This window comes from Variovorax sp. MHTC-1 (assembly GCF_003984645.1).
GTDB lineage: Bacteria > Pseudomonadota > Gammaproteobacteria > Burkholderiales > Burkholderiaceae_C > Variovorax.
This window is the reverse complement of sequence record NZ_RWKI01000007.1, coordinates 38,908-55,751: the sequence shown is the minus strand read 5'-3', so window position 1 is coordinate 55,751 and position 16,844 is coordinate 38,908. Positions and strand designations below refer to the sequence as shown.

Annotated in this window: 16 protein-coding genes; 4 read left to right on the top strand and 12 right to left on the bottom strand. The window is 69.9% G+C overall.

The genetic code is table 11. From position 1 onward, the window contains the following. Window positions 1-613: 613 nt before the first annotated feature. The 4 genes from fhcD to EJI01_RS13875 form a co-directional block, all read right to left on the bottom strand. Window positions 614-1,561, bottom strand: coding sequence for a formylmethanofuran--tetrahydromethanopterin N-formyltransferase (gene fhcD / locus EJI01_RS13890; RefSeq protein ID WP_185878918.1), 948 nt, complete (start codon window positions 1,559-1,561; stop codon window positions 614-616). Then, window positions 1,558-3,237: a formylmethanofuran dehydrogenase subunit A gene (locus tag EJI01_RS13885; protein ID WP_126837741.1), complete on the bottom strand. Its 1,680-nt coding sequence runs from the start codon at window positions 3,235-3,237 to the stop codon at window positions 1,558-1,560. The genes fhcD and EJI01_RS13885 overlap by 4 nt, the downstream gene beginning before the upstream one ends. Then, entirely contained in the window at window positions 3,234-4,460 is a 1,227-nt protein-coding gene (locus EJI01_RS13880; RefSeq protein ID WP_126837740.1) for a formylmethanofuran dehydrogenase, read from the bottom strand. Before EJI01_RS13880 ends, EJI01_RS13885 begins: the two co-directional genes overlap by 4 nt. Window positions 4,461-4,690: 230 nt before the next feature. Next, window positions 4,691-5,419: a HisA/HisF-related TIM barrel protein gene (locus EJI01_RS13875; RefSeq protein ID WP_126837739.1), complete on the bottom strand. Its 729-nt coding sequence runs from the start codon at window positions 5,417-5,419 to the stop codon at window positions 4,691-4,693. Between the two features lie 27 nt (window positions 5,420-5,446). On the opposite strand from EJI01_RS13875, the gene EJI01_RS13870 reads away from it, so the two are divergent. The 3 genes from EJI01_RS13870 to EJI01_RS13860 are packed head-to-tail and all read left to right on the top strand — an operon-like array spanning window position 5,447 to window position 8,104. Continuing rightward, window positions 5,447-6,433 carry an ATP-grasp domain-containing protein gene (locus EJI01_RS13870; protein WP_126837738.1) on the top strand — a complete coding sequence of 329 codons (987 nt, stop codon included), beginning with the start codon at window positions 5,447-5,449 and terminating at the stop codon, window positions 6,431-6,433. Next, window positions 6,420-7,505 (top strand): hydantoinase/oxoprolinase family protein, encoded by a 1,086-nt coding sequence (locus EJI01_RS13865; RefSeq protein ID WP_260602452.1) that lies wholly within the window; start codon window positions 6,420-6,422, stop codon window positions 7,503-7,505. Before EJI01_RS13870 ends, EJI01_RS13865 begins: the two co-directional genes overlap by 14 nt. After that, window positions 7,505-8,104 carry an aspartate kinase gene (locus EJI01_RS13860; RefSeq protein WP_126837736.1) on the top strand — a complete coding sequence of 200 codons (600 nt, stop codon included), beginning with the start codon at window positions 7,505-7,507 and terminating at the stop codon, window positions 8,102-8,104. The genes EJI01_RS13865 and EJI01_RS13860 overlap by 1 nt, the downstream gene beginning before the upstream one ends. 18 nt (window positions 8,105-8,122) lie before the next feature. Here EJI01_RS13860 and EJI01_RS13855 read toward each other — a convergent pair whose 3' ends face one another. From EJI01_RS13855 to EJI01_RS13835, 5 genes are read right to left on the bottom strand one after another with little or no spacing between them, the layout of a single operon-like run. Then, a complete protein-coding gene (locus EJI01_RS13855) occupies window positions 8,123-8,824 on the bottom strand; it encodes a (5-formylfuran-3-yl)methyl phosphate synthase (protein ID WP_185878917.1) in 702 nt (233 codons plus the stop codon). Further along, entirely contained in the window at window positions 8,821-9,402 is a 582-nt protein-coding gene (locus tag EJI01_RS13850; protein ID WP_126837734.1) for a DUF447 domain-containing protein, read from the bottom strand. Before EJI01_RS13850 ends, EJI01_RS13855 begins: the two co-directional genes overlap by 4 nt. Window positions 9,403-9,410: 8 nt before the next feature. Beyond that, window positions 9,411-10,847, bottom strand: a complete 1,437-nt coding sequence (locus EJI01_RS13845; RefSeq protein ID WP_126837733.1) for a DUF6513 domain-containing protein — start codon at window positions 10,845-10,847, stop codon at window positions 9,411-9,413. Then, complete coding sequence (locus EJI01_RS13840) at window positions 10,826-11,479, bottom strand: flavoprotein (protein ID WP_126837732.1); 654 nt, start codon at window positions 11,477-11,479, stop codon at window positions 10,826-10,828. The genes EJI01_RS13845 and EJI01_RS13840 overlap by 22 nt, the downstream gene beginning before the upstream one ends. A 19-nt stretch (window positions 11,480-11,498) precedes the next feature. Further along, window positions 11,499-13,544, bottom strand: coding sequence for a sigma-54-dependent Fis family transcriptional regulator (locus tag EJI01_RS13835; RefSeq protein ID WP_126837731.1), 2,046 nt, complete (start codon window positions 13,542-13,544; stop codon window positions 11,499-11,501). A 213-nt stretch (window positions 13,545-13,757) separates the two neighbouring features. Here EJI01_RS13835 and EJI01_RS13830 point away from each other — a divergent pair, with 213 nt between their 5' ends. Next, a complete protein-coding gene (locus tag EJI01_RS13830) occupies window positions 13,758-14,270 on the top strand; it encodes a dihydroneopterin aldolase (protein WP_260602451.1) in 513 nt (170 codons plus the stop codon). Window positions 14,271-14,362: 92 nt separating this feature from the next. On the opposite strand, the gene fae is transcribed toward EJI01_RS13830, so the two are convergent. From fae to EJI01_RS13815, 3 genes are all read right to left on the bottom strand, one after another. Continuing rightward, complete coding sequence (fae, locus tag EJI01_RS13825) at window positions 14,363-14,875, bottom strand: formaldehyde-activating enzyme (protein WP_126837730.1); 513 nt, start codon at window positions 14,873-14,875, stop codon at window positions 14,363-14,365. Window positions 14,876-14,949: 74 nt separating this feature from the next. After that, a complete protein-coding gene (locus EJI01_RS13820) occupies window positions 14,950-15,888 on the bottom strand; it encodes a triphosphoribosyl-dephospho-CoA synthase (protein WP_409513949.1) in 939 nt (312 codons plus the stop codon). Further along, a complete protein-coding gene (locus tag EJI01_RS13815) occupies window positions 15,888-16,844 on the bottom strand; it encodes a RimK family alpha-L-glutamate ligase (RefSeq protein ID WP_126837729.1) in 957 nt (318 codons plus the stop codon). The genes EJI01_RS13820 and EJI01_RS13815 overlap by 1 nt, the downstream gene beginning before the upstream one ends.

The following is a 16,844-nucleotide window of genomic DNA, read 5'->3' as shown; positions in this document are numbered from 1 at the left end:
TGCGGCAAGTCAGACCACGAAGCACGCCTGTCCTTCGGCAGGCGTGCGGCCGGCGCCACTGCGCTCCTCGGCACGCACAGAGGGGATCGAACTCCAACGCGCCATGGCGCGTATTTGTGGGGTGCAAGGGTGAGCGACGGCACTCGACCTGCGCGCACGCCGCTGCGTCGGCTCAAAGAACGAAGAGACCAGGCCACGCGCAGCGTGGCCGTTGGCGGCCGAGCGAAGCGAAGGCCCGACCCACTCCCCTCTGGCTGCGCCGAGGAGCGCAGGGGCGCCGGCCGCACGCCTGCCGAAGGACAGGCGTGCTTCGTGGACTGACTTGCCGCAGCTGTTTGAGCGCAGTGAGCGAAGTGAACGCAGCGAGTTCTGCGGCAGGCCGGCGAACCGAGCACCGCAGGTTGCCCCGCAGCGCAGCTGCGGGGTCGCAGACAGTGGGGTCGCCTTTCTTTGGTTACTTTCTTTGGCGAGACAAAGAAAGTGACTCGCCCGCCGGGGCGAACTCCCGGCTCCGGCCTCAGCAGAGAACAGCAACGATCCAAAGGCCCAGTGCCCCCACCCCAACCCTCCCCCGGAGGGGGAGGGAGCAAGTCCAGGATCGACACCGGATGTCTCATGGCACGTCTCCCCCCGCGAGCAGCCGGTGCAGGTGGAAGTGATAAGGCCCCAGCTTGCCGCCGTAGTTGCCGGCCGAGATGCGCAGCAGCCCGCCGGCGCGGCCGATCGCCACCGCCGCCTCCATGCCCACGCGCATGGCCGCGCCCACGTCGGCCTCCGTCAGGCCGTCGATCACGATCTCCATCACGCAGCCGATCTCCTCCGCCGGCGTGCCGCCGCGCGCGAGCTCGCTGTGCGCCACCAGGCCGACGAGGCTGGGGCAGAAGGCATCGTTGGTCGAGGCGCTCAAGTTCGCATAGCGGCTGCCGACCTTCGAGCCCGAACGCACCACGCCGCCGGGAAAAGGCATGACGACGTTGGGCAGCTGCTTCATCGCCGCCACCGCCGCCTCGGACACGGCCAGCGCCGCATCGGTGTCGCGCGCCAGGAACAGCAGGTTGCCGCCGCCCACGCCCTTGACCACCGGCGTGTCTTCCTGCGCCACGAACTCGCCGTCCATCACCGGCACGCGCCAGTAGCGCACGCCGTCGATCATCTTGGAAATTTGCCAGCCGTCGCCGAAGAAGCGCAGGTTCTTGCCGAGCGCGGCGGCATCGCTGCTGCCCGCTGCACCCGGCGCCAGGCCGGCGAATACGGCGGTGGTCGGACAGGTCAGCACGCACTGGCCGACGCGGCGCTCCAGCTGCTTGGCGAGTTCCTTGCCCGACATCGAGAACATCAGCACGCTCACGCCGGGCCGGCCGTCGGGCGTTTCCGCGGCGCCGAGCTCGCGCTCGATGCCGGCCTCGCAGCCGCAAGCGATCACCGAGGTCGCGAAGCCGGTGGCCGACACCGCCGCGTGGCGCGCCCAGGCGATGTTGTGCGCGGTGACGATGATGCGCGTGGCCTTCATCGGAAACGCTTCCGCGAAGGTGTCGTCGATGACGACGCCGTTGCGCTTCACGATGCCTCCTGGAAACAGGCCGCCGGCAGCAGGCGCCCGCCGCGGCAGCACTGGCACAGCTCGTCGTGGCCGATCGCGAGGTGGTCGAAGTTGACCGATCCCTGCGCGGCCAGGTGCCGGCGCAGCCGCTGCTCGATGCCGCGGTCGTACTCCGGCGCGACGAAGTGCGTGCCGCCCACCGGCACCGCCGTCACGCGTCCGGCGCGCGAGACCAGGACGCCATCCTTGAACACATACGCGGGCGTCGCGAACATGGCCTCGGGGTTGCCGTCCTCCCGGTACACCGCGATGTCGGCGGCCGCGCCCGCGCCCAGGTGGCCGCGGTCGCGCAGGCCCAGCAGCCGCGCGGGACCGGCGCGCGTCATGATCGCGATCTCGTAGAGCGACAGCTCGCGCGTGATCGAGCGCAGCGCCGCATTGGCAGCCACCTCGGGATGCAGCTTGGCCAGTTGCTCCTCGCGAAAGCTGCGGTCCATCAGCAGGCGGATCAGGTGCGGATAGCTGGTGAACGGACCGCCGTTGGGATGGTCGGTGGTCAGCACCACGCGCCACGGGTCGTCCACCAGCAGGAAGATCTCCAGGCCGATGACCCACTGCAGCGCATTCACGTAGCTCTGCTCGCGGTAGCGGAACGGCACCACGCCGCAGCCGGCCTCGCATTCGATGTCGGCGCCGACCCATTTGCGCGGATCGGCCAGGCCCGACTGCGCATGCTGGCGCATGGTGTCGCCCGACGCCGTCACGGTCTGCCCGAACATGATCTGGCCGACATCGATGCTGACGTTCTTGTGCGCGTTGACCGCCTCGGCGAGCTGCAGGGCGGCCGAGGAGAACTTCTTCGGCCCCTCGGTGCCGTAGGCATGGAACTGGATGTGCGTCAGGTGGCCGGGCAGGCCGTCGAGCGCTGCGATGGTGTCCAGCGTGGACTGGATGTTGCCGGCCACGCCGAGATTGCTGCCGTGAATGTGCAGCGGATGCGGCACCCCGAGCTCGCGCAGCGCGCGCGCCAGCGTATGCACCACCTGCCTGGGCGTGATCTGCCAGTGCACATGGTTCTCGTCGACGTCGAGCTTGCGCTGGTTGAACTTGAAGGCCGAGATGCCGCCCGGGTTCACCACCTTCACGCCCATCGCCTTGCTGGCGTTGAGGGTCCAGCCCGCGTAGTCGCGGATGCGCTCGAAATCCCAGCGCTCGGCCAGCATGCGCAGGAACAGCTCGTCGTTGCCGAGCATCACGTAGGCGCCATGGTCGAGGATCGGCGTGTCGCCCATCTCCATGTGCGTATGGCGCGCATTGCAGGCCATCATGGCCGGCTCGAAGGCGGCCGTGTAGCCCATCTCGACATAGCGGTAGCCGGTGGCCAGCGTGCCGGGGGTGCAGGTGCCGCAGGAGGCCAGCTCGAGTGCGTTGTCGGGCAGCGCAAGCGGGTTCGCGTTCGACCGATGGTCCTCCGGCATCAGCATGCGCGCGAGGTTGACCTTGCCGCCGCCGATGTGGGTGTGCATGTCGATGCCGCCGGCCATCACGATGCAGCCGCTCGCATCGATGTCCTCGCTCGCGGCGCCGTGCGGCGGCGCCTCCACGATGCGGCCGTCGCGCACATGGAGATCGCGCACCTCGTCGCATCCGTTCGCCGGATCGATGATGCGGCCGCCGCGCAGGCAAAGGGTCGTCATTGCGCAAGCCCCTGCCCCGATGCGCGCACCGCCTGCGTCAGGCGGTTCACGACCTCGCCCACGCCGGGCAGACCGTCGTCGTACAGCGGCCGCAGCGGCAGCAGGACCGAGCCGTCGGTGCGAAAAAGATGGCCGCCGGACCCGATGCCCGGCGTGGAGACGGGAATGAACACCTGCGCTTCCTGCGACAGCCGCATCCGCGGATGGCCCAGCACGATGCGCGGCAGGTCCACAGGCGGCGGTGCGGGCTGCGGGCCGAAGCTCGACACCCACAGCAGCAGGTCCACCGCGCCGTCGGCCAGCAGGCGCTCTGCATCGAAGCACAGCGGCTCGTGCTCCAGGCCTTCAGGCCCGGCACGCGAGCGCAGAGGAAGCCCGGACAGCCAGGCGAACACCTGGTTCACGGTCGCCGCGCCGTCGTCGCCGCCCAGCGCCAGCGAGGCCGCGCGCGTGCTGCGGTTGAGCGTGGCGACGATGCGCTGGATGCCCTCGACGATCAGCGCGCCCTGCGCCGGCAGGCGCCCGGGCTCGTACACCAGCACCGCATAGCGGGCCGCATGCAGGCGCTCCGACAGCGCGGCGAGGTCGGCCGGCACGCGCGCATCGTCCGCAGCGAGACGGCCGGCAACGAGCGCCGCGAGCAGCGCCACGGTATCGAACAGGTCGCCGTGCAGCGGCAGGATCTCGGTGCGCGCGCCCTCCGGCTCGCCGACGCCGCAGCGGCGGAAGAATTCCGGATAGCGCGGCGCGGGTTCCGCGGTCATGCAGACGATGAGGTCGGCCCGCGTCCGCACTTCGGCCAGCGTGGTCGAGAAGCCGCCGCGATCCTGAAGCGCGCGCAGGCCGTGCATCAGCGCCGCTCCGCGGGCCGGGTCGCAGATGGCGCCGGTTTCGCAGGCCAGCGCATAGAGCGCCCGGGCGCCCGCGACATCGGTGCCGAGGCCGCCGAACAGGGGCTGGCGGCTGGCCGCGAGCAACGAGGCGGCGGCAGCGAGCGCGGTATCGAGATCGCAGTCGCGGCCGTCGACCCGCGGGCGCTCGGTTGCGGCCGCGCCATCGAATGCGGCCAGCGCTGTGCGCGCCCGCGGGCACTCGCTGCCGGTCAGCCTGGGCGGCGTGCCGGGCGGCCCGAGCGCCACGCCGAAGCTGTCGCACAACAAGGGGCAGAAAGGACAGGTCCACGGGGCTTGGCCGGGCTGCGCGGTTGCGTCGACTGGAGTCATGGACAGGCAACCACGCAAAGCACGTGCCATTCGCTCGCCAGGCGGGCCGCGCCTGGGGCGGGCTGGCTGACACACGCGTTATGAGACAGAGTGTTGCGCTTTCGGGCGGTCAATGCGCGCCGGAAAGCGCCGATGGCGGGGCGCGCGAGCCGTTGGCGGGATGGCACGGTTCGTGTGTGCAGGGCGCTGATGGCATGCCCCCGAACCCTCCTGCCACCGGCATCCTCGGCTCAGCGCCGCGTCCGCGGCAGCTGCAGGTCGTGCAGCGCGCTGGCCACCAGCCAGGCATCGGCGCCCGCCGCGCCGGCGCGCGCCAGGTCGTCCTCGCTGCGGATGCCGCCCGCACCGATCAGCATCGCGCCCGGCGCCAGGCGGCGCACCTCCTGCAAGGTCTCCAGGTCCGGCCCGGCGCCGGAGCCGACGCGCTCGAGCGTCATCACGATCAGCCGCTGTGGCCACAGCGCCACCGCGTCCCAGCAGCCGGCGGCGTCGAGGCGCTGGCCGTCGCGCCGGTCCAGCGACAGCGCGGCCCGGACCTCGTCTTCACCGGCGCCGTTGCCGAAGCAGCGCTCCAGCGCCTCGCGCGAACGCAGGGATTCGCTGCCATACACGAAGACGATGCGCGAGGCGTACGGCGCCAGCTGGCTGCGCAGTGCCTGGCCGGCCGATGCATCCGCCAGGCCCGCGTCCAGCCAGAGCTCGATCCCGGGCAGCGCCTGCAGCAGATCGACCAGCACCGCGATCTGCGTGGCCCGGCCCTGCAGGGCATCGAGGTCGGCCACGTACAACTGCCGCGCCGCACAGTGATCGCACAGGATGCGCGCCACCGTCACCGGATCGCTGCTGGCACACAGCGCCGACACGATCGGCCGGTACGCTTGCCGATCGCCGCGCACGGCACGCACCACCTGGCCCTGCAGCAGGTCGATGACGGGGATCAGGTTCAGTTCGGAGATCATGGGTGAGCACCCGGAAAGAGGATGGAAATGACCACACGCGTGTTTGTTTACGAGTATCTCAGCGGCGGAGGCTGGACCGACTACGGCGACGAGGCGGCGGCCGACGAGCTGCTGCCGCTGGGGCTGTCGATGCGCGATGCCATGGTCGCCGACCTGATGCGGGTTCGCGATTGTTCCGTGTCGGCGGCCACCTGCGTCCCCGTGAACACCCTGCCCGCGCGCGCCGCGCCGCTGCGTCCGCTCGCCGGCGAATCGGCCTTCGCCTTCGTGGCGCGGCAGAGTGCGCTGCACGACATGGTCTGGCTGGTCGCGCCCGAGACGAACGGCCTGCTGGCTAGCTTCCAGCGCATCGTGGGCGACGCGCGCTGGCTGGGCTGCAGCGCCGAGGCCATCGCACTCGCAGCCGGCAAGCGGGCCACGCTCGCACACCTGGCCGCGCACGGCGTGACGACACCGCTGGCCTTCGAGCATGCGCCCGAGATCCAGCGTTGGGTGGTCAAGCCCGACGACGGCGCCGGCGGCGTCGCCACCCACGTGCACACCAGCCGCACGGCTTCACTCGAGGACCAGGCGCGGCGCGCGCAGGCCGGCGCGGCCGTCACGCTCGAGCCCTGGGTCGAAGGCGAGGCCCTGAGCCTGTCGCTGCTGTGCACGGCGCAGAATGCCGAGATGCTGAGCGTCAACCGCCAGCGCATCGCGATCGATGCGAACGGCAGACTTTGCTTCGAAGGCGTGACGGTCGATGCGCTGGGCCGCGACGATCCACGCACGCAGCCCCTGGCCGCGCTGGCTGCGCAGGTGGCGCGCGCCATCCCGGGCCTGCACGGCTTCGCCGGCATCGACCTGGTCTGGCATCCGCAGCGCGGGCCGGTGGTGATCGAGGTCAATCCGCGCGTCACATGCGCCTATGTCGGGCTCTCGGCGGCACTGGGCCGCAACCTGGCGGCCGAACTGATCGCCAGCCGCCTGCACGGCAACCTCCAGGATCGGGAACTTGCGCGTGCCCACGCCTGAACGCACCACCATCGGGTGGGACATCGGCGGCGCACACGTCAAGGCCTGCCTGCTGCAACGCGGCGAGGTCGTCGACGTGGCGCAATGGGGATGCCCGCTCTGGCAGGGCCTGGACCATCTGGTGCGCGCACTGCGAGCCGCGCGCACGCGCTGGCCCGCGCTCGAGGCCGCGCAGCATGCCGTGACCATGACGGGCGAGATGGTCGATCTGTTCCCCGACCGCGAGGACGGCGTTCGAAGCATCGCCGCCACGCTGGCCGCGTCGCTGCCGGTGCCGCCGGACGCGCTGCATTTCTTTGCCGGCGATGCCGGCTGGTGCGCCGCCGCGGAGGTGGCCCGGCAATGGGCGTTTGTCGCCTCGGCCAACTGGCTCGCGACCGCGCGGCATGCCGCGCTCACGCTGCCGGAGGGCGTGCTGGTCGACATCGGCAGCACGACCACCGACCTGATCGCGTTCGGCAATGCGCGCGTGCTGACCGCGAGCCGCAGCGACGCCGAACGCCTGGTGAGCGGCGAGCTGGCCTACCATGGCGTGGTGCGCACACCCTTGTGCGCGCTGACCCAGCGCATCACATGGCGCGGCCACGCGCGCCATGTGATGAACGAATTCTTCGCCACCACGGCCGACGTCTACCGGCTCAGCGGCGAGCTCGATCCGGCGCACGACCTGCACCCGAGTGCCGACAACGCAGCCAAGAGTCCGGCGGCGACGCGCCGGCGCCTCGCGCGCATGGTCGGACTGGACGAGCGCGATGCCACCGCCGACGAATGGCTGGAGCTGGCGCGGGCCTGGCGCAGTGCGCAGCTCGAAGCCCTGGCCGCGCAATTGCGCCGCGTGCTGGCTGCTCATGCGCTCTCCGATCGCGCCGTGATCGTCGGCGCGGGCTGCGGCGCCTTCCTGGCGCCCGAGCTCGCAGCGGCAGCGGTCGACGCAGCCCCGCGTCGGCTCGCCGCCTATGGCAGCGATGTCGCGAAGGTGGCGCGCGACGCGGCGGCGGGCACTGCCGGCTGGGCGCAGGTGTGCGCCCCGAGCGTCGCGGTGGCGGCGCTGTTCGAACGGGAGCACGACTGATGTGGGTCGTCAAGATCGGCGGCAGCCTCTGTGCCGACCCCGTGCTGCTGCAGTGGCTGGACCTGCTCACGCAGATCGGAGGCGGCCGCGTCACGATCGTCTGCGGCGGCGGCAGCTTCGCCGACGAAGTGCGTCGCGTGCAGGCGCACTGGCAATTCGATGACCTGGCTGCCCACAACATGGCGGTGCTGGCGATGGCGCAGACCGCCTACCAATTGCACGCGCTGAATCCTGCACTGCAGCTGGCCACGCGCAGGACCGACATCCCCGACCTGCTGCACCAGGGAAAGACCGCGCTGTGGCTGCCCCTCGAGCTCAGGCGCGACCAGCCGGACGCACGCACCGGCTGGGACGCCACCTCCGACACCATCGCGCTGGACCTGGCGAAGCACCTCAACGCCGAGCAGCTCGTGATGGTCAAGTCCTGCGCCATCGACCCGGCGCTGACGCTGGCCGAGCTGGGCGACACCGGCGTGGTCGACCCGCAGTTCGCAGAACTCTCCGACGACGCCGCCTTCCCGATCACCCTGCTCCACAAGAGCCAGGTGACCACCATGCGGGCGCTGCTGCTGGGCGAAGCCAACTACGCTGCGCGCTGAGCGCCGGCGCAGGAATGGTCAGGCAGGCGCAGGCTCGACGGCCTGCCCGCGCAGCAGCACGGCCAGCGCCGCCAGCCGCTGCGGGCACAGCGCCGTCTCGCGGTCGCCGACGCAAACCGCACTGCGAAAGCCCGCGAAATCGGGCGCCAGCGCCTGCAGCAAGGGAACATGCATCGTGCGCAGCGCGCCCGCCAGCCCGACCAGCCGGCCCGAAGCGCGCACCTGTGCCAGAAAATGGCGCAGCTGCGTCATCGGCACCGCATCGAACAGGCTGCCGGCGTGCTTGTCGGCGGTGTCGGCCATGAGCGCCGGAAACGCGAGGCCGCAGGCATGCGCAAGCAGCGCCGCATCCAGGCCGCGGTCGGCAATGAAGACCGGCACCACGGGCCAGCCGCAGTCAGCCAGCGCGTCGAGCACAGCGAACGCCTCGGGCCCTCGCTCGATGCCGACCTTGACGTAGTCGACGCCGCAGGCGCCGACGGCCTCGACCTGGGCCAGGATGCGAGGCAGCGCGTGCATCGGCAGGTCGCCGATGGTCGCGCTCACCGGCAGCGCGATGCCGTGCGCGCGCAAGGCGCTCACGACGGCGGCGATCGTCGCCACCGGCAAGCCGCCGAGCGCGCCCTCGCCGGGCTCCTTCAGGTCGATGAAGTCGGCCCCGCCGCCGGCCGCGAGCAGGGCCTCCGGCACGCTGCGGACACTCACGAGCATGCGCGTCATGACGTGCGCTCCTGCGCGCGGGCCTTGTGCTGCGCGACCGCGGCGCGCAGCCACTGCCATGCTTCGCGCTCCTCGGGGCCCGCGGTCTTGTCGATCGCGATCTGCAGATAGCTCATCTCGGTTTCTACTTTCTCGGGTGCCAGCATATGCAGGCGGCTGACCAGCACGGCCCCTTCGATGACCGCGGCCTGGGCGCGGTTGAAGCCGGCGAAGGGTGCATGCGTAGCTTCGTACACGGCCCTCATGCGCAACACCGGCCGCTGCGCGTCGTCGCGCCGTTCGACCAGCTCCAGTTCGACGTGGCGCAATGCACAGGCCAGCCGCACGCCTTCGATGCGTTCGGCCGCATGCGTGGGCCAGACCTTGCGGCCGGTCACGCAGCCGGCGAACACGCGGGTGTCGCACACGATGTTGAGCACCGCACGACCGGTGGCCACGATGTTGTCGTGCGTGGTGGAGGGCTTGAACGGCATCAGCACGATGCCGCCATCCTGGTAGCGGATTCCCATCGGCGCCACGTGCGCCTGCCCGCCGGGCGCTACGGTGGTCACCACGGCTTCGAAGATCTGGTCGTTCATCGGAGTGCTCATGGCCCGGGCTCGGCCGCGTTGTTTGTCGGCGTCTTCATGGTGGTCCCAGGCGCACACCAGCGCGCCAGGTCTTCGGCGGCGCGCGGTGCGGCGCAACCCCAGTCCAGCGGCTGGTCCTGCACGTAGCGCTTGCCCAGCTGCCAGGCGATCTCCGCTCGCGCCAGCTCGACGCCCATGTAGAAGGCATGGTCGGCGTCGTCGTGCAGCTTCAGCTGCGGCCAGAGCTCGAAGGCGCCCTGCCCCAGGCGCAGGCCGTCGCGGTTGTACACGTGCAGGCCGAGGGGCGAGATCTGCACGCGGAAGTTCGGGTCGCGCACCTGCGCCGCGATCTCGCCGATCTCTTCCGGCGTATCGGGAAAGGGATGCTTGGCGTGCACCGTCATCAGCGCATCGCTCATGCCCTTGGGCAGGGTGCCGTGCTGAGCCGCCGCATGCATGATGCGGCGCGCCCAGTCGGCTTCGCACACCGCACGGCGCGCATGCTGGCTGACCTGTGTCGTCAGCACGGCGGCGACATCCAGTTCGGCGGCAATGCCGAACAGCACGGCGTTGATGCCGCTCGTATCGGCCTCGGTGAGCTCGGTGAGATTGCCGACGCCGAGCATGATCGGCGCGTCGGGAAAACGCGTGCGCAACCGGTGGTAGCGCACGATCGAGGCAGTGAGGCCGAACGGTATCGGATCGAGGATCGAATCCGCCAGGAAGGCGCGCCCGCGGCGCTGCATCTGCGCCACCGCTTCGTACAGCGAATCCTCGTCGGCCGGAACGCGCGGGATCAGCACCGGCGTCGCGGCGACCTCGTCGGCGATCCACAGGTTGTCGAGCGTGAGGCTCAGCAGATAGTCGGCGCCGGCCTTGCCGCCGCGCAGCAGTTCCTTGGAATCGCTCGAATCGACGCTGACCTGGAAGCCGGAGGCCTTCAGCGCCTGCACGCTCTCGGCCAGATGATCGAAGCGCGTCTCGGGCAGGCAGCCGAGGTCGATGACGTTCGCGCCGTCGGCGGCGAGCCGCTGCGCCCGCTCGATGATCTGCGTCACCGACAGCCGCGGCGCATCGACGATCTCGGCGAAGATCGCGACCTGGTACTCGTCGAGGTCGATGTGCTGCGCGGCCCGGTTGAAGTGGCGCGGCAAGTCCTTCAGCTCCTGCGGACCGCGTTCCACCGGAACGCCATAGTGAAGACTCAAGGCCTCGACATCGCCGCGGCAGCGGCCCGGCACGATGATGCGATCGGCACGCCGCTTTTCGCCTTCGCCTTCGCTCAACACGGGCGCCGCCACGCGGCGGCGTATCAAGTCGGCCGTCATGAGCGCGGCCACCTGCAGACCGATCTCTCGCACTTCCCATGTGAACGGGGCCGCCTCGATGCCGGCCAGCACCCGCGTGAGGCTGGCTTGGGCGAGGCGCCCGGTCAGGAAGACGATGTGTTCCATGCGAGAGAGAGTTCCTTCAGGCGTGCATCGAGCACAGCTTCGAGTTCGGCCGGTGAAGAGACCACCCGGCAGAAGTCGATGCCGCGCAATCGCTCCACGTTGTCCAGTTCGATGCGCCGCGGGCGCAGCGTCACCCAGTCGTGCGGCGACTTGGTCACCACCACCGGTTCGGTATCGCATGCAAACACGATGCCAGGGATGCCGAGCTTGCCGGCCTGGGCGAACATGTTGGTGGGCAGCGTGTCGCTGATGCCGAACGCGCACTTGGCCACCGTGTTGCTGGTCGCCGGCGCGACCACGACCGTGTGATAGATGTCGTCGTAGAGCATGCCCACCGGCACGCCGCTGGCCGTCTTGTCGCGAAACACGCGAAAGCGCGGCTTCAGCGCCTCGATATGCAGCTTGTAGATCGGCAGCACTTCCTCGGCAGCGGCCGAGAGGAACAGATCCACCGCCGGCAGCCGCGCCGCGAGCGCCAGCGACTCCTCGAGGAAATGGCCGGAGCCCGTGATGCACCAGGCCAGGCGCGAGCGCGGCGGAGCATCGGGCAGCTGCGGCTCGCCGGCTTCGAGAGCCAGGCCGGTGCCGCGCGGGTCGAAGGCGCCCGCATCGGAATGCTCCTCATTGGCCATGGCCGATGGATGCGCGGACTCAGTCCGGCGGGGAGATTTCGATGTGGAGCTTGTGGAGTTTTCGGTACAAGGTGTTGCGGCTGACATCGAGCGCCTTGGCGACGTTGCTCACGTTCCAACGATGCTGCTCCAGCATCTGCAACAGTACCTGCCGCTCGTTGGCCTGGATCGGATTGAGTTTGGCCGCGGGCGCCGCGTCGGGGGACGCCGTGTTCGCCTCGCCACCCGTGGCCTCCGCGGCAGCGGACAGCGCCGCATGGGCGTGCAGGGACGACGGCGCCTGCCGCGCCGCGAGCGAAGGCAAGTGCTCCCTCGTGATGGTCTTGCCGTCGGCCAGCGCGGCCGCGGTGCGCAGCACATGGCGCAGCTGCCGCAGGTTGCCGGGCCAGGGATGGGCCATCAACAGGCGCTCGGCCTCTTCGCCCAGCCTGCACGCGCCGCCGCCTTCATCGGCCAGCACGGCCTGGATCAGCTCGCGCTTGTCGCTGCGGTCGCGCAGTGGCGGCAGGTCCAGCTCGATGCCGGCGAGCCGGTAGTAGAGGTCCTCGCGGAATCGGCCTTCGCGCACCAGGCTCGGCAGATGGCGATGGCTTGCGCTCACGAGCTGGAAGTCCACCGGATGGGTTTCTTCGGTGCCGAGCGGCGTGACCTGCCGCTCGTCGAGCACGCGCAGCAGGCGGGCCTGCAACTCCAGCGGCATGTCGGCGATCTCGTCGAGGAACAGCGTGCCGCCATCGGCTTGCAGGATCTTGCCGCGCCGTCCGCTGCGCTGCGCGCCGGTGAAGGCGCCGGCCTTGTAGCCGAAGAGCTCGGATTCGATCAGCGTCTCGGGCAGGCTGGCGCAGTTGACGGCGACGAAGGCGCCATCGGCATGCGGGCTGGTCTCGTGGATCGCACGTGCGAAGACCTCCTTGCCGGAACCGGTCTCGCCGCACAGCAGCACCGGGGTGCGGCGCGCGACCACGCGCTGCGCGGTGTCCAGGTGGGCGACGAGCCGCGCGTCCTTGAACGTGCGGATGATCGGCGCGCCGCGTCCGGCAGGCACGCGGGACGGCACGCGAAAGCCTTCGCCCTGCGCCTCGTCCAGTGCCACGACGCCCGTGCCCGCCACACGCGCACGCGCGGGCGTGCCGGCATCCGACGCCGGCCGGCGCGCCACCGCGAAGAAGCGCAGCGCAGCCTTCGCGCGGTAGGCCACGACCGGGTGGAAGGACGAAGACAGGCTGCGCTGCAGGATGTCTTCGAGGGAGGTCTGGAACAGGTCGTCGATGCGCTGCGTGCGGATCTCGTCCATCGATTGCAGGCCGAGCTGGAACAAGGCGCTGCGGTTGGCTGCCAGGATGCGTCCGTCGTCGCCGACTGCGAGCTTGCCCTCGTGCAGCGTGTAGACGAATTCAGGGCGGCTGTGGAAATGCAGCGGGTGCGCATTCGAGAAGCGCTTGTCGATGAGCCGGTTCTCGATCATGCGCGCCGTCATGCCCAGCAGGACCAGCACATGCTGCTGCATCAGGCTGGAGCGGCTGGTGACGTCGAGCACCCCGATGATCTCGCCGGTCGGATCGAGCACCGGCACCGCCGAGCAGGTGAGCTGAGTGAACTGGCTGAAGAAATGCTCTTCCCGCCGCACGGAGATCGGATGCGCGGCCGCGAGGCAAGTGCCCATGCCATTGGTTCCGGCTTCGGCTTCGCCCCACATGCCGCCGGCATGCAGGCCCATGGGCTCGACCTCGGCGGCGAACTCGGGCGAGGACACCATGTGCACGATCACGCCATCGGTGTCGGTCAGCACCACCGCGCACTCCGGGTCCGCGAGCTGCTGATAGAGCGTGGTCATCTCGTAGCGCGCGCATTCGATCACGTCGGCATGCTGGTTGCGCCGGCTTTGCAAGGCCGCAGACTCGATCACCACCGGTTCGCGCGCGCGCCCCGGGTCGAGCTGGTACTGATTCAGGCAGCGGCTCCACGAGCGCGTGACCAGATCGTTGCCCTCCTCGTGAAAACCTCGTCTCACGACATCGAGCACACGGTCGGCGTGTCGATCACCTTGCCGCGGCATCAGTGTCATTGGGGTCCTCCGGCTCGTTCCATCGTGTCTCCTTGGTCGGCCCATTGTTGTGCCTGCCGGCAGGCTGCGCACCCGGTGAAACACCGAGCCGCGACAGTGCCGGAGCAGCTGCGTTCACTGGCCTGCATTTTGCGTTGATGAATCCCGCATGGGGAGTTCGGCTCGCCGGCGGACACACTTTCAAACACATTCGAATTCACCTGGAGACACCACTTGAACACCAGCCTGCGTCCTTCCATCGGCCACCCTTCCGATGTCTCCCAGGTCTCCGACACCGCCGACGTGCACGCACCGATGGACCTGATCTTCATCGAGGGCCTCAACGGCGAAACGGTGATCGGCATCCACGAGTCCGAACTGCATCGTCCGCAGCCGCTCCTGATCGACGTCCACGCAGGCCTGCCCCGCGCGCATGCGTGCGACACCGACCGCATCGGCGACACGATCGACTACAGCGTCGTGCGCGAGCGGCTGCACAGGCTGCTCGTCGAACACCGGCTGCAGCTGCTCGAGGCTTTCGCCGAGGCCATCGCCGACATCCTCATCGACGAGTTCGGCGCCAGCTGGGTCCGCGTCAAGGTCGTGAAGCCACGCAAGTTCGACGACGTGCAATCGGTCGGCGTCCAGATCGAGCGCCACGCGCCGGCGCACCGCACTGGTAGATCGGCCCACGGCGCGACGGTGTTGAAGTTTCTCGCCAGCGGCATGGTGCCCGCCAAGCGCTGAGCGCGCCCTGCCTCGCTCGGAGGCAAAGGAAAAGAAGCCGGCCCGATTCACGCGCCGGCTTCTTCTCGTTAGTGCTTGCGGCCTACAGATGACTACAGGTGCGCTGCGAACGGATGCGCGGTCGTGCCCTTCTTGTCCACTACTTCGGCGGCCGTGGGCGAGCCCGAAACGGCGCGCTGGATCGCTTCGCGCGTCGCCTGGTAGTTGTAGTCCTGGATCTTCTTGTCGTCGTCGGCGAGCCAATGGATGAACACGCCCACGCACAGGAACAGGTTGTCCGCCTCGGCCATGGGGATGGTGCCGTCCTCGACGCTGTCGGCCACCGCCAGCGCCACCGCGCGCTGCGCCGGCCCGAACATCTGCACCGCCTGCTTGGCGCCCTTGATGGTCACCTTGTTGAACATCACCGTCGGCGGCTTGGTCAGCAGGTTGGGCGCCACCACAGCGAGCAGCGACGTGAAGCCGTCCTTGTTGTTGGTCAGCGCGTTCGCGAATGCCGTCTCGGCAGCGCTGCCGCGCGGGCCGATGATCAGGTCGATGTGGGCGACTTCATTGCCCTCGCCGACGAGCGATTCGCCCACCATCAGTCGATCGATTTTTGCCATGGTTTCGGGTCTCCTCTAGAGGTGATACGGTCGTTACGACACCGGCCAGGATGACCAGCGCAATGTCATGGGTATCACGATCCGTGCCATCCGCTCGCCGCCTCGCGCGCGGGCGCTGCGCACGGCCCGATCCAGCCCGCGAGCAGCAGCGCCGCCACGGTCAAATCGGCGCTGGTCCCGGGGTTGATGCGTTGCGCCTTCAACGACAGGTCCCACTCGGCGAAGCCGGAGTCGGCATCGAGCACGACGCCTGCACGCTCCCGTTCGCGCCACGCCTGCGCCGCCGCCATGACAGTCTGTGCCACGCCCTCGCCGTGATTTCGAACAATGTGTGAATCGGCAAAGCCGCTCAGCCAAGCCAGGTACAGCCGTTGGACGGAAGCCACAGTGGCGGCATCGGGCAGCGCCTCGGTGCCGCCCGGCGCTTCGCCGCAGGCCATCCCGCAGACCCGCGCCTCGAAGGCCAGCGCGAACAGATCCGCAAAGCCGTCGCGGTACTGCCGCGCGATCAGATCGCGCTCGGCAGCCAGGGCCATCGCGGCGCGCAGGTCGACGCTCGGAACGTCGCGCACATCCTCGGCCGGCGCGCTTCCCAGGCCACCGGGGCGTGCGCGCGCAATCGCGCGATAGGCCGCGCGTGCATCGTCGATGTCGAGCGCGGCCAGCACCGACTCGACGGCCGCCTGCAAGGCCGCGCGGGTCGTGGCGCCGGGGTGGCGCTCCATGGCCAGCGCGATCGGGGCGCACAGCAGCAAGATGCCGAGGTTGGTGTTGCATCCGGCGACCGCCCAGGTCGCGGCCACCGCGCCCTCGATGCGCGCGCCCACGCTCGTGCCAGGCTCGAACAGCGCGCCTGCCGCGGCTTGCGCGCTGGCGATGAACATCGAGGCCTGCATGCCGTGCCCCGGAGAAACGAGGCTGACGTTGCCCGGCTTGCGCACCGCGACGTCGAGCCAGCAGGCCCGCAGGAATGAAGCCCGGGCGCGTTCGACCGCCGCCTGCTGCGTGCTCATCAGGCGCGGCGCTCCGGAGGCATGCCCTCCTGCAGGCGACGGCGCGTCTGCGCCATCTTGCGGTCGAGCAAGTCGTCCACGATGGCGCGGGCGATGTTGAAGCTGGTCACGCGCTGCAGCCCCTGCCAGGCAGCGACGCCGTTGACTTCCAGCACCTGGATGCGCGGCCCGCTCGCCGCGGCGATGAGGTCCACGCCCGCGTAGTCCATGTCCAGCGCAAGCGCCGCGCGTTCGGCGAGTTGCGCAAGCGGCTGCTCCAGTTCGGCTGGCTCGCAGCGCGCACCCTGGGCCACGTTGTGGACCCAGTGCGTGCTCACGCGCCGCATCGCGGTCAGCGCGCGGCCGCCCACCACCAGCACGCGCCAGTCGAAGCCGGGCGCAGCCACCGGCGGCACGAAACGCTGCAGATAAGCGAGGCCTGCGTAGCGCGCGTCGATGTCGGGCATCGGATGGTGCACGCCGTCGACCTCGCCAACCAGCTGCAGGTCCTTGCCCTGCGAGCCGAACAAGGGCTTGAGCACCAGCGCATGGCCCGCTGCCGTCTCGCGCATCGCGATGCGCCGGGCCTGGGCCGCGGATTCTGTCGCCCAGGTGGCAGGTGCCGGAATGCGCGCGGCATGCAGCAGCAGGCTGGTCATCGACTTGTCCACCGAGCGCTCGATCGCGCGGGCGTCGTTGTAGACCGGCACGCCCAGTTCGCGCAGCGCGTGCAGCACGCCGAGGCGCTTGGTGACTTGCTCGAAGCTGCCGCCGGCAATGCCGCGGACCAGGACCGCGTCGGGCAGCTCGCGCCCGTAGCCGGGTATGACCAGGCCATGCCAAGCCGCAGTGGTATCGATCTGGCAGGCCGCGAGATCGACGCAGCGGCCCACCGCGCCGCGCGCGCGCAGCGCGGCTTGCAGCTGGCGCGTGTGCCAGCCGATCTCGTCGCTCATGATGACCACGCGAATGGTCAT

What these genes read in the sequence shown, in the direction of transcription:
- EJI01_RS13845 (WP_126837733.1), bottom strand. Translation starts at nt 10,847, where the DNA reads ATGGAACACATCGTCTTCCTGACCGGGCGCCTCGCCCAAGCCAGCCTC.
- fae (WP_126837730.1), bottom strand. Translation starts at nt 14,875, where the DNA reads ATGGCAAAAATCGATCGACTGATGGTGGGCGAATCGCTCGTCGGCGAG.
- EJI01_RS13860 (WP_126837736.1), top strand. Translation starts at nt 7,505, where the DNA reads ATGTGGGTCGTCAAGATCGGCGGCAGCCTCTGTGCCGACCCCGTGCTG.
- EJI01_RS13815 (WP_126837729.1), bottom strand. Translation starts at nt 16,844, where the DNA reads ATGACCATTCGCGTGGTCATCATGAGCGACGAGATCGGCTGGCACACG.
- EJI01_RS13880 (WP_126837740.1), bottom strand. Translation starts at nt 4,460, where the DNA reads ATGACTCCAGTCGACGCAACCGCGCAGCCCGGCCAAGCCCCGTGGACC.
- EJI01_RS13820 (WP_409513949.1), bottom strand. Translation starts at nt 15,888, where the DNA reads ATGAGCACGCAGCAGGCGGCGGTCGAACGCGCCCGGGCTTCATTCCTG.
- EJI01_RS13840 (WP_126837732.1), bottom strand. Translation starts at nt 11,479, where the DNA reads ATGGCCAATGAGGAGCATTCCGATGCGGGCGCCTTCGACCCGCGCGGC.
- EJI01_RS13835 (WP_126837731.1), bottom strand. Translation starts at nt 13,544, where the DNA reads ATGACACTGATGCCGCGGCAAGGTGATCGACACGCCGACCGTGTGCTC.
- EJI01_RS13855 (WP_185878917.1), bottom strand. Translation starts at nt 8,824, where the DNA reads ATGACGCGCATGCTCGTGAGTGTCCGCAGCGTGCCGGAGGCCCTGCTC.
- EJI01_RS13870 (WP_126837738.1), top strand. Translation starts at nt 5,447, where the DNA reads ATGACCACACGCGTGTTTGTTTACGAGTATCTCAGCGGCGGAGGCTGG.
- EJI01_RS13850 (WP_126837734.1), bottom strand. Translation starts at nt 9,402, where the DNA reads ATGAACGACCAGATCTTCGAAGCCGTGGTGACCACCGTAGCGCCCGGC.
- EJI01_RS13885 (WP_126837741.1), bottom strand. Translation starts at nt 3,237, where the DNA reads ATGACGACCCTTTGCCTGCGCGGCGGCCGCATCATCGATCCGGCGAAC.
- EJI01_RS13875 (WP_126837739.1), bottom strand. Translation starts at nt 5,419, where the DNA reads ATGATCTCCGAACTGAACCTGATCCCCGTCATCGACCTGCTGCAGGGC.